At 46.3% G+C, this 11,675-nt stretch carries 9 protein-coding genes; 5 read left to right on the forward strand and 4 right to left on the reverse strand.

The genetic code is table 11. From position 1 onward, the window contains the following. Positions 1 to 151 precede the first annotated feature (151 nt). The 4 genes from xylA to BCOA_RS21015 all read left to right on the forward strand — a co-directional run bounded on the left by xylA (position 152) and on the right by BCOA_RS21015 (position 5,820). Positions 152 to 1,486 carry a xylose isomerase gene (gene xylA / locus BCOA_RS21000; protein ID WP_026104657.1) on the forward strand — a complete coding sequence of 445 codons (1,335 nt, stop codon included), beginning with the start codon at positions 152 to 154 and terminating at the stop codon, positions 1,484 to 1,486. A gap of 59 nt (positions 1,487 to 1,545) precedes the next feature. After that, entirely contained in the window at positions 1,546 to 3,081 is a 1,536-nt protein-coding gene (xylB, locus tag BCOA_RS21005) for a xylulokinase (RefSeq protein ID WP_014096117.1), read from the forward strand. Then, entirely contained in the window at positions 3,071 to 4,450 is a 1,380-nt protein-coding gene (locus BCOA_RS21010; protein WP_014096118.1) for a sugar porter family MFS transporter, read from the forward strand. The genes xylB and BCOA_RS21010 overlap by 11 nt, the downstream gene beginning before the upstream one ends. Before the next feature lie 287 nt (positions 4,451 to 4,737). Beyond that, positions 4,738 to 5,820, forward strand: coding sequence for an iron-containing alcohol dehydrogenase family protein (locus BCOA_RS21015; RefSeq protein WP_014096119.1), 1,083 nt, complete (start codon positions 4,738 to 4,740; stop codon positions 5,818 to 5,820). A gap of 203 nt (positions 5,821 to 6,023) precedes the next feature. Here the strand turns inward: BCOA_RS21015 and BCOA_RS35265 are convergent, their stop codons facing one another. The 3 genes from BCOA_RS35265 to BCOA_RS21025 all read right to left on the reverse strand — a co-directional run bounded on the left by BCOA_RS35265 (position 6,024) and on the right by BCOA_RS21025 (position 8,812). Next, on the reverse strand, positions 6,024 to 6,188 hold the full coding sequence (locus tag BCOA_RS35265; protein ID WP_013858399.1) for a hypothetical protein: 165 nt from the start codon (positions 6,186 to 6,188) through the stop codon (positions 6,024 to 6,026). A gap of 127 nt (positions 6,189 to 6,315) precedes the next feature. Next, positions 6,316 to 7,290, reverse strand: coding sequence for an Rpn family recombination-promoting nuclease/putative transposase (locus BCOA_RS21020; protein WP_014096120.1), 975 nt, complete (start codon positions 7,288 to 7,290; stop codon positions 6,316 to 6,318). After that, positions 7,235 to 8,812, reverse strand: coding sequence for a YifB family Mg chelatase-like AAA ATPase (locus BCOA_RS21025; RefSeq protein WP_014096121.1), 1,578 nt, complete (start codon positions 8,810 to 8,812; stop codon positions 7,235 to 7,237). Before BCOA_RS21025 ends, BCOA_RS21020 begins: the two co-directional genes overlap by 56 nt. Positions 8,813 to 8,962: 150 nt before the next feature. Between BCOA_RS21025 and BCOA_RS21030 the strand changes: the two genes are divergently transcribed. Next, a complete protein-coding gene (locus tag BCOA_RS21030; protein ID WP_014096122.1) occupies positions 8,963 to 10,438 on the forward strand; it encodes a carboxylesterase/lipase family protein in 1,476 nt (491 codons plus the stop codon). Between the two features lie 165 nt (positions 10,439 to 10,603). Here the strand turns inward: BCOA_RS21030 and BCOA_RS21035 are convergent, their stop codons facing one another. Then, a complete protein-coding gene (locus tag BCOA_RS21035) occupies positions 10,604 to 11,320 on the reverse strand; it encodes an MBL fold metallo-hydrolase (protein WP_014096123.1) in 717 nt (238 codons plus the stop codon). Between the last annotated feature and the right edge of the window lie 355 nt (positions 11,321 to 11,675).

An 11,675-nucleotide genomic window follows, 5' to 3' on the forward strand; every position in this document is an offset into this window, starting at 1 on the left:
TATATCAAAAATTTTTCTTAAAAATTGGTTGTTTTTTTTAAAAGACCGTGCTACTATGAACATGTACTTAGTTTAACCGTTAAACAAACAAAGTGCTATTTTTCTAGGGCCCTATGTATACGCTTGCAATGAATGATAGGAGGGGACAATGATGGCATATTTTCCAAATGTCAGCAAAATCACTTATTCTGGCAAACAATTGAAAAGCGGTCTTTCATTTAATCATTACAATCCGAAAGAACTCGTTGGTGGAAAAACGATGGAAGAACAGCTTCGATTCTCAGTCGCATTCTGGCACACCTTTACTGAAAGCGGTACCGATCCGTTTGGCGCAGGCTCCAAGATCCGCCCGTGGGATCGCTTCACAGGCATGGATCTTGCCAAAGCAAGAGTAGAAGCAGCATTTGAATTTTTTGAAAAACTAGGTAACCCTTATTTCTGCTTTCATGACCGCGATATTGCTCCTGAAGGCGATACATTAAGGGAAACAAATAAAAATCTGGACGTCATCGTTGCCATGATTAAAGATTATATGAAAACAAGCAAAGTAAAACTCTTATGGAATACAGCCAATATGTTCACAAATCCACGTTTTGTCCACGGTGCAGCTAGCTCTTGCAACGCAGATGTTTTCGCGTACGCAGCCGCCCAAGTGAAAAAAGGGCTTGAAGTCGGGAAAGAACTGGGCGCTGAAAACTATGTATTTTGGGGCGGCCGGGAAGGCTATGAAACTTTGTTAAATACAGATTTGAAGCTGGAACAGGACAACCTGGCACGGTTCTTCCATATGGCCGTTGATTACGCGAAAGAAATCGGATTTGATGCTCAGTTCTTGCTTGAGCCGAAACCGAAAGAACCGACAAAACATCAATATGATTTTGATGCTGCTACGACTATTGCATTCTTAAAAACTTACGATTTGGATCAACACTTCAAGCTGAATCTTGAAGCAAATCATGCCACTTTGGCCGGCCATACGTTTGAACATGAAATCCGGGTTGCGCGTACCCACGGCTTGCTTGGCTCTTTGGATGCGAACCAGGGTGATCCGCTGCTCGGCTGGGATACAGATGAATTCCCGACAGATCTCTATTCCACCACGCTTGCGATGTATGAAGTATTGAAAAACGGCGGCCTTGGCAGGGGCGGATTGAACTTTGATGCGAAAACACGCCGCGCCTCGTTCACAGATGAAGATCTGTTTTATGCCCATATTGCCGGTATGGACAGCTTTGCCCTTGGATTAAAAGTAGCGAACCGGCTGATTGAAGACCGGGTATTTGATGCCTTTATCGAAGAACGGTACAGCAGTTATAAAGAAGGCATCGGCGCCGATATCGTTTCCGGCAAAGCTGATTTTAAATCACTTGAAAATTATATTCTTGATAAAAAAGAAATTATAAACCAATCTGGCCGCCTGGAACAACTGAAAAATACGCTGAACCATTATATTGTGCAAGAAGCCTATCAAAGTGTAAATGCATAAAATTCCGAACCGGCCTGCCTGGATGAAGGCCGGCCGGTTTATTCAATGGGGAGATTAAGATGAAATATGCAATCGGTGTCGATCTTGGGACAAGTTCTGTTAAAGTATTACTTGTTGACCAAAACGGACAGGTGGTTTCATCTGTTTCTAAATCCTATCCGTTAATGCAGCCGCACCCGGGTTACAGCGAACAGGATCCGGAACAGTGGGTCGAAAAAACGATTCAAGCTTTGAAAGAACTAACGGAAAAATCCGGGGTACCCCGCGATGAAATTGAAGGGCTCAGTTTTTCTGGCCAAATGCACGGGCTTGTGCTGCTGGACGAAAATCTGCAAGTCATCCGCAATGCTATTCTTTGGAACGACACAAGAACAACTGAACAATGCAAAAAAATCGATCAAGTACTGGGTGGCAAGCTGCTGGAAATTACAAAAAATCCGGCCTTAGAAGGGTTCACACTTCCGAAGATACTTTGGGTCCAGCAGTACGAACCGGAAAATTTCCGGAAAACGCGTGTCTTTCTCCTGCCAAAAGATTATCTTCGTTACCGGTTAACCGGAACGATTGGCATGGATTACTCGGATGCAGCGGGCACTCTGTTGTTAGATATCGTCAATCAATCATGGAGCACGGATATTTTGCGCACATTTGACATCCCGGCCGATATTTGCCCGCCGCTTGTTGAGACGGAAGCAGAAGTCGGCACATTATTGCCGGACATCGCTGCGACGTGCGGCCTTTCTCCTGCGACCAAAGTGTTTGCCGGTGGGGCGGACAATGCCTGCGGTGCGATCGGCGCCGGCATTTTAGAAGAAGGCAAAGCACTTTGCAGCATTGGCACATCCGGTGTATTCCTTTCATATGAATCAGACAGCAATAAAAACTTTGGCGGCAAAGTGCATCTTTTTAATCATGGACAGAAAGATGCTTACTATACAATGGGCGTTACACTTGCCGCCGGATACAGTCTGTCCTGGTTTAAGGATACATTCGCAAAAGGCGAAGATTTTGCAACATTGCTGGAAGAAGCCGCGCATTCTTCGATCGGGGCAAACGGGCTGCTTTTCACACCGTTTATTGCCGGGGAAAGAACGCCCTATGCTGATGCAAAAATCCGCGGCACTTTTACAGGAATTGACAGCTCACATACCAGGCGGGATTTTACCCGTGCAGTGATGGAAGGTATTGCCTTCTCTATCAATGAAAGCGTTGAAATTTTTCGAAACTATGGCAAGAACATCGATACCGTGATATCCATCGGCGGCGGTGCGAAAAGTGACCTGTGGCTGCAAATTCAGGCTGATATTTTTCAAGCAAAAGTCATCAAACTTCAGAATGAACAAGGTCCTGGGATGGGCGCCGCCATGATTGCAGCAAGCGGATTAGGATGGTTCTCTTCCCTCAAAGATTGTGCAGCCGCCTTTATCCGGACAGGCCGGACATTTGAGCCGATACCGAAAAACGTGAAGCGTTACCGGGATTTTTACCAGGTTTATAAAGATGTTTATCCGCACACCGTCGCGATCAATCACCAGTTGTTTGATTTAAGAAGAGTAAACGAATCGCGGTTTGGAGGGAAAACAGATGAAATTTAAAATCAATAATGGCTTGATTTACTTTTTTGGCGCTTTGGGCGGATTATTATTTGGATATGATACCGGTGTAATTTCCGGCGCCCTTCTTTTTATCAAAAATGATTTACACCTGACTTCCTGGACAGAAGGAATTGTCGTCAGCTCCATTCTGTTTGGCTGTATGATCGGTGCCGCAATTAGCGGAGCAATGTCTGACAGATGGGGAAGAAAAAAAGTCGTTCTCATCGCAGCATCTGTTTTCTGTATTGGAGCATTAGGTACCGCGTTGGCACCAAATACTGGTGTTTTAATTCTTTTCCGGGTCATATTGGGCCTGGCAGTCGGAAGTGCCTCTACCCTTGTTCCAATGTATTTATCAGAAATGGCACCAACTTCAATCCGCGGTGCATTGTCCAGTTTGAATCAACTGATGATCATGACAGGTATTTTATTGGCTTATATCATTAACTATGTTTTTGCTGCTACAGGAAGCTGGCGCTGGATGCTCGGTTTTGCGCTGATCCCGGGTTTGCTGATGTTAATCGGTATGCTTTTTTTACCAGAAAGCCCACGTTGGCTTTTGAAACAGGGAAAAGAACCTGAAGCAAGAACGATTCTCAATTATATGAGAAAAGGGCACGGCGTTGAAGAAGAAATACGTGAGATCAAGCAAGCAAACGAACTTGAAAAAAATCAGGGCGGTTTTAGTGAAGTAAAACAAGCGTGGGTGCGGCCAGCATTAATTGCCGGCATAGGATTGGCAGTCTTTCAACAGATCATTGGCTGCAATACCGTTCTATATTACGCACCTACCACTTTTACAAACGTCGGGCTAGGAGCATCTGCAGCTATTCTGGGTACAGTAGGCATCGGGATTGTTAACGTGATCATTACAGCTATTGCAGTTCTTATCATCGATAAAGTTGGTAGAAAACCACTTTTATTAATCGGTAATGCCGGTATGTCTCTTGCCTTATTTGTACTGGGGATTGTAAACGCTTTACTTGGCCCGTCAACTGCTGCCAGTTGGACAACGGTGATTTGCCTGGCTGTTTACATTGCATTTTTCTCCCTCAGCTGGGGACCGGTCGTATGGGTGATGCTCTCTGAAATCTTTCCGCTTAAAATTCGCGGCATAGGCATGGGGATTGGCAGTGTTACAAACTGGCTTGCAAACTTAATTGTCTCCTTAACTTTTCCTAAATTGATTGAACAATTTGGCATTTCAACCATGTTTATTATATATGGCATTATGGGTGTTCTGGCGTTCATCTTTGTAACCCGAAAAGTATCCGAGACAAAAGGAAAAAGCCTTGAGCAAATTGAGATTGATCTCAGACAACAAGCTGAGCATAAAAAATTTAACTTTTCTCAATCCATACAAAAATAATTTATTAAACAACGGCTGCATTAGTCAGTCGTTGTTTTGTTGATTAAGCACATCTGTCTTATATGTATAAAGTAATCTCAATCACGTACTCCGTTATCCAAACTTGACTAATCAATGGAGCTGCAATACTTAGTTAAGTTTCTATACCAAAAGATTTCTTGATAACCAGTATCTGTAAAAAATAGAGTTTGTACTTATGACATTTATAAAAAAATTATTGAAATATAATTTATTTAGGCGTAAGCTGGACATACATCAAATTTTTTACATCACGGAGGTTCTGTAAGATGCGTCTCAGCCAAGTCATAAGAAGCGGCCCAAACCAATACATATGTGAAGAAGAAGCAGCCAAATATTTGGAAGAAAAGCTGGAAGAATTCAGGCATCCGGTTGTCATTACTGGGGTAAAATCATTCGAAGCATTTCAGGAATTTGCGTCAGTACCGCAAAACTGGCCGGTGCTCCAGTACGATCATACCGCAAGTGAGAAAAACATGGCAGAACTGGCGGAACAGGCAGGCCGTGCAGATGTCATCGTCGGGATTGGCGGCGGCAAAGTGCTCGATACAGCAAAGGGAACAGCAGAACTGCTCAACTGTGAAGTCGTGCTCGTTCCAACGCTAGCCGGAACGTGTGCCGGTTATACGCCTTTATCCGCTGTTTATCATGAAGACGGCTCATTCAGTCATGTCGCTTATTACAAACGTTCCGCCTTTTTAACCCTGATCGATTTGCGTATTCTCCTGAACGCACCGGCCGAATATTTGCTGGGCGGAATTGGCGATTCTTTAGCCAAATGGTATGAAGCAGAAGGCATCACCCGTTCCATGAAACATTTGCCGGTGATGGTCGAACTCGGCCTCCGCTCCGCAAAAGCGATTTATGAAGGGATCTTGCGCGACAGTGAGCAGGCATTACACGACCGAAACGAAGGGAAGATAACCGACGCTTTCCGCAATATAGTTGAAATTATAATTGGCGCGGCCGGGACAGTCGGCGGCTTTGCCGGCGAATACGGAAGAATGGCTGGGGCCCACGCCATCCATAACGGGCTGTCCTTCCTGCCGGAAACGCATTCCATTCTGCACGGTTCCAAAGTGGCTTACGGCATCCTTGTCCAATTAGCGGCAACAGGCGATATCAATGAAGTGAAAAAACTGCTTCCGTTGTATCAAAAACTCGGTTTTCCTTATAATCTGGATACACTGCATGTGACGGAAAATCATGGCGCGGCCATTGAAAAAGTCGCAGCATATGCCGCAAAACCCGAAGAATCCTTTCGCCTGCTTGGCAGCTTTACGAAGGCGCAAATTGCAAAAGCAATGGAAACAATCGAACAGCTCACGGCTGAAAAGGCTGATATCAAATGATTGGCACGGGCGGCCCCGGAACAAGGCCGCCTTCACCCTGCTTAAATGCAATCCGTTTGTTGCACCATTTTTTCAAAGTTTCCGCCTTTTCTGTTTGCATCACTTGCAATAGAAATGGCCGCCATAGCGGACTTTCATACGGGATCGCCATTTAAAATGCGGTTATGGAGGCAATTAGGCCTGCCAAAAAATTCGATGCCATATTAATCTTCACCCTTACTTGGATCTGCTTCATCCAGAGACAATCTGACCACTTTCGTATATTCACCTTTTGCTATTTCTTCCGGCGTTGCTTTTTGGTCGAGCTCTTCCTGGTCGTCAAGGCCAGTCGCAAGTGTCGGCTCAACACGTCCGTTCTCTTTTTCCACTCTCTCCACATCCTTATTGAAGTGATGCGGCTAGTTTTCCACGGATGCTCACAATTTATGCGATTGCAGCCGATTGCTCGGTTCTATTTTAAAATTTTGAATTTCTTCTTCCGGCAACCCAGTGTATTTATTGATCACACCTAAGTCTGGTTGCTCCGCTCTGTTTCAGCTTTTTCAATTCTTCCTCTGCCAGCCCGGTGTATTTTGCGATTGATGCCAGATCCTGGTTCTCTTCCAGCATTCTTTTGGCAATCCTTAATGCCGCTCTCCTTTCCCCTTCTTTCAACCCCTCTTTCAATCCTTCTTCCTTTCCTTCTTCTTTTCCTTCTTCTTTTCCTTCTTCCTTCCCTTTTTTGTACCCTTTGTCGTAAAAGGAATTTGGCAGGCGCAGGATTTGGTCGGCTTCTTGCGGATCCAGATTTTTAATGCTTGACATCACAAGTTCATCCTCCTTATCCGTTAATTTAAAATAAGAATCAAAAAATCCATAGATTAGTGCCATTCTTGCCGGGTCGAGTTCCATGCGGGCCATCATTCTTAAGAACTCTACTTTTACCTGTACTTTTTCTTTTTTTGTATACCCCATTTTGCTGAGCAGTGCAGCCGCAACGGGATTGTTGCTTCGAATATATTCTTTCCAGTTTTTCCTGATTAAGTGTATGGACATATAACGAAAACGGATGGACTCAAAGTTGCGGATTCTTACGGTGAAAAGAGAAGGAGTTTCCCTGCGTTTATTATAACTGAAAACAGCAATTGGCAAAACCGGCAAGCGATATTTTTCATAAATGCGGGAATAGTAAATAAACATCCGTTCCGGAAATTCCATTTGATAATAAGACTGCGGTTCCACATGGATGAGGACAACCGTGTCTTCCCCTTTTAATTTCAATTTTGCCAAAATATCAATTCTGCGTTGTTCACCAGCTGTGATGTCTGTAAACAGATCCTGCTGGAGGAATTCCACATCAGAAAAGTCCATCCACCGCGCTACTTCCGGGAAAAAGGCTTCCATGAAATCTGCAAAAAAAGTTTGGATAAGTTCTTTAAACAAGCGGTCGTGCGGCAAATACTCCGCTTTTTCTTCCATTATAAGTTGCATATGCATCCACCTTTCTTTTTCCAAAAAGATGATTTCTTTTCATTTGCAATGCCTGCCAGAGCGCGTCTTCTGACAGCTCCCGGCTGCCTTGCAAATCTGAAATCGTCCTTGCCAGCCTGAGAATTTTCATTTGTGCCCGGCTGCTGAAGTTTTCCTTGCTTGCCCACTGCCTGAGCATTAAACTGCTGCTGTTTGCGAGCGGATTTTTTTGTAGAAAGATTTCGTTTGGCACTGTACCGTTACAAACTTCCGCCCCGTACCTTTCGTACTGCCTTTTCCTTGCTTCCGTGACGCGGGTTCGGATCTGTTCTGAAGTTTCGTTTATTTTCCCGGACTCTTCCAGTAACGGTACTGTCCCGACTGGCAAAAATATGTCAAAGCGGTCTAACAGCGGTCCGGAAATCCGGTTTTGATAAGCTTGAATTTGTTTTGGCGTGCATGTGCAATACGCATGGGGCGACCCGAGATAACCGCATGGGCACAAGTTCATGGCCGCAAGCATAATAAACCGGGCAGGGTAAGTCACCGTGGAAGCGGCTCTGCTAATGGTTACTTTCCCATTTTCAAGCGGCTGCCTGAGCATATCAAGCGTTCTTTTTGGAAACTCGGCCATTTCATCGAGAAACAGCACCCCGTGATGGGCTAATGAAATTTCACCCGGATGCGGCCGGGAACCCCCACCGACGAGTGAAACTGCAGATGAAGCGTGATGCGGCGCGCGAAACGGCGGTTTCCGGTGAAATCCCCTTTTCACGTTTGCAAGCTGATAGAGTCCCGCCACTTCAAAAGAAGACGTTTCCGAAAGCGGCGGCAAAATCGAAGGAAAAGCCTCAGCCAGCATACTTTTTCCGCTTCCGGGCGGGCCGTACATTAAAACATTGTGGCTTCCGGCGGCGGCAATCTCCAGTACTTTTTTCGCATGCCGGTGCCCAAGAATCATGCTGAAATCTGCTTCGAATGAATACTCATCTGGTTGCAGCTGCCTCTTTTTCCGGACAGGCGGCAGCTTCTTTCCGGACAATGAATCGAGTACGTCCTTTAAATGCTGGACAAATATAATATCCATCCCGTCCATTTGTGAAAAGGGAAGTTCCGCAGAGGCTGGCAAATACAATCTTTTCATGCCTAATCCCCTTGCTGCCATCACATACGGAAGCATCCCAGCCACTGCCTGAACAGACCCGTCCAGTGAGAGCGCGCCCAAAAAGGCAGTATGATCAGGAATTCTGGCATGAAAAAAGTGGTTTTCTGCCATCAGCCCGATTGCAATGGGCAGATCAAGTGCAGGACTGTTTTTCCGCTCGTCTGCCGGGGAAAGATTGACAATCGTTTTGCTTTGGAACAGCATACATCCAATCGATGAACATGCACCCCGTATTCGTTCCTTAGATTCTTTCACCGAAGCATCCGGCAACCCGACAATGGTGATCCCGGACCCGCACCCCAACATCATCTGCACTTCGGCATGAACACAATATCCTTCTATTCCCTTTAGGCCAATGCTGCTTATGATGGTTGCCATATTTTCGCACCCCTTCACCCGAACTTACATTCTATAAACAGAATAAAAGATCGTACGTTCGTTGTCAATCTATTTTTCAAAAAAACTGAAAGGAAATTTGCACATTCCCGTCGAATACTTTAGAAATCCATTCCGGAAAGGAGAATAAAAATGAAGACAGCAATTGTTGAAACCGTTTTCGGAAAGGCCCGGGGATACGAGGAAAAAGGTGTGCAAATCTGGAAAGGGATTCCCTATGCAAAACCGCCAATCGGACCTTTGCGTTTCCGCCCGCCGGAACTGCCCGAACCCTGGGCAGGCGTAAAAGATTGCACGCAGTTCGGGCCAATTGCATGGCAGCCGCCGGTTGAACTGATGGATTTTCTCGGGAATCCGGCTGAAAATATGGACGAAGACTGCCTGAATCTTAATATTTGGACGCCTGGAGCAGACGGGGAGAGGCGTCCTGTTATGGTATGGATCCACGGCGGCGCGTTTGCTAACGGGGCAGGTTCAGCGCCTTCTTATGACGGCTCTGCTTTTGCCAAAAACGGGGATGTTGTTGTGGTCACGATCAATTACCGGCTCGGGGCGCTCGGTTTTCTGTATCTTGGCGAAATGGGCGGAGAGTATGAGGCCTCCGGAAATTGCGGGATCCTCGATCAGATCGCAGCTTTAAAATGGGTAAAAGAAAATATTGCTGCTTTCGGCGGGGATCCGGACTGCGTGACCATTTTCGGCGAATCTGCAGGTGCCATGAGTGTTGCGGCATTGCTTTCTTCCCCTGCCGCAAGCGGGTTGTTTCATAAGGCCATTCTCGAAAGCGGGGCGGCCAATTTTACCGCTACACCTGAACGGGCAGCCAAAAATGCACGACGCATACTGGAAACGCTTGGTCTGGAGAAAAAAGATGTTGCAAAACTGGCAGAGGTGCCGGCAAAAAATCTAGCAGAGGCTGTGAATTCGCTCCCTTTCATGAGCCTACTTCCGGTTACAGATGGCATTGTGCTGCCGGAACATCCGGAAAGGGCTCTTGAAAATGCGGCAAAGGACATTCCGGTTTTAATCGGAACAAATAAGGACGAATACCGGCTGTTCACTGTTTTCGATCCGGTGTGGAAAAGGCAGGACCCTAAAGAGATGCAGGACGTTTTCCAAAAAACATTTGCAAAGTATTGGGACGCCCTTTCCGCAAAAATTACAGATCCAAGTGCATTTACCCAGGAATTATACGACCGGATCATGACATACTTTGTATTTACCGGTCCTGCCTTAAAATTGGCAGATACCCGCGCACAAACCGGGGAAAAGGTGTGGATGTACCAGTTTGACTGGGAAAGCCCCGTTTATAACGGGACGCTTAAAGCCTGCCATGCCCTGGAAATTCCATTTGTGTGGCATACGCTGGAACAACCCGGCACGGAAAACTTAACGGGAAATGCACCCGGCCGGCATGCGCTTGCAGACCAGATGCATCAGGCGTGGATTGCTTTTGCCCAAAATGGCGATCCGAATTGCAGCCTGCTCCCCGAATGGCCGCCATATAACACAAGGCAGCGGCCCGCGATGATTTTTGGCCAGGATTGCAGAGTAGAAAAGGATCCGCACCAAGCCGAGCGGGCATTGTGGGGCGGCCTGGGGGAATGAGAAGCCGCGGCAAAAGGCAAATGAAATCAATCAACATACCGCCGATATCGATCTGCACCAGGCAGGGCGGGAACAGAAGGACAGAAATTATTCTTTCGCATGCCACGCCTCTTTTTTTTCGGCTTGGCTTAAAATAAGAGCGCGGCTGTTTGCCACGCTCTTATTTTATTTCGCTAGCTTGCGAATCTGTTCATTTACATTTTCATAACACAGGCCGCCGTGGTAGCAGATGACGGATTCAATATCAAAATCAAGCAGCTTTTTCAATGAAGCCATTGCGGTTCCCATATCAGGCGTGACTTGCTGTCTGGGGCCATGCAGTTTGCCGTTGTCTGCAACCATCGCATCCGCAGCGATCAATGTTTTGCTCTTTTTAAGATACAGGCAGCAATGGCCAGGCGTATGCCCCGGTGTAAAAATCACCTCTATTCCGCCGCCAAAAGGCAGAACTTCTCCATCCCCGATCACTTTGTCCACTTTCGCTTTCGGCGGATTCAAATACATCTGTTTCATTTCTTCCGGCATCGATTCCCATCTTGCCGGATCGATCTTTTCCGGATCCGCTTTGATCAGAAGCCTCTCCCCTTCGATATATGGCTTGTCCAGCCCGTGTGCGTACACCGTAATGGAATGGCCGGACTCTGCCAATATTTCCGGCACGCTGCCAATATGATCCATATCCTGGTGCGTCAGAATAACTGCGTCCAATTTTTCAAACGGCACGCCCGCCTTCTCCATTTCTGCATGGATCAAATCAAGCGAACCCGGCATGCCGGCATCTACCAAAACCGCTTTCTGTTCATCCCAGATCAAAGTGGGGTGAATGATAAAATGGTTCAGGTTGATTTCCAGCATCGCAACGCCCTCGGCAATTTTTTTCAATTGAATCCCTCCCATCTGCATTGTCTTTTCCATTTTATCACAAAAAACAGACAGCCCTATTCTGCTGCCTTTCGCTATTCCTTCCGAAGCTGGAGCTTATGGCGCTGGTGCGCGCCATCGCTGCACCAATAAGAAAAAGGAGGACTCCTGGCACGAGAACGTTAAAAACATGGGTGGCCGTATTAGGCAGCACCGTACTAAATCCGTTTCTCGGTGAAGAACTCCCGGCCACGCCGGCAACGCCAACTTTATAAAACCACAATTGGAAACGGCATGTTAACCTTTTGCATCTCGATAGTTCTTGATAACGAATTACAATGGGCATTGCATCAACTGTCTCTCAAAATAAATGCAG

Origin of the sequence: Heyndrickxia coagulans 36D1, assembly GCF_000169195.2 — a bacterium.
GTDB classification, from domain to species: domain Bacteria; phylum Bacillota; class Bacilli; order Bacillales; family Bacillaceae_C; genus Weizmannia; species Weizmannia faecalis.

Bases quoted from the DNA above. Each gene is read 5' to 3' on its own strand.
- xylA (WP_026104657.1), top strand. From the start codon at position 152: ATGGCATATTTTCCAAATGTCAGCAAAATCACTTATTCTGGCAAACAA.
- xylB (WP_014096117.1), top strand. From the start codon at position 1,546: ATGAAATATGCAATCGGTGTCGATCTTGGGACAAGTTCTGTTAAAGTA.
- BCOA_RS21010 (WP_014096118.1), top strand. From the start codon at position 3,071: ATGAAATTTAAAATCAATAATGGCTTGATTTACTTTTTTGGCGCTTTG.
- BCOA_RS21015 (WP_014096119.1), top strand. From the start codon at position 4,738: ATGCGTCTCAGCCAAGTCATAAGAAGCGGCCCAAACCAATACATATGT.
- BCOA_RS21020 (WP_014096120.1), bottom strand. From the start codon at position 7,290: ATGCAACTTATAATGGAAGAAAAAGCGGAGTATTTGCCGCACGACCGC.
- BCOA_RS21025 (WP_014096121.1), bottom strand. From the start codon at position 8,812: ATGGCAACCATCATAAGCAGCATTGGCCTAAAGGGAATAGAAGGATAT.
- BCOA_RS21030 (WP_014096122.1), top strand. From the start codon at position 8,963: ATGAAGACAGCAATTGTTGAAACCGTTTTCGGAAAGGCCCGGGGATAC.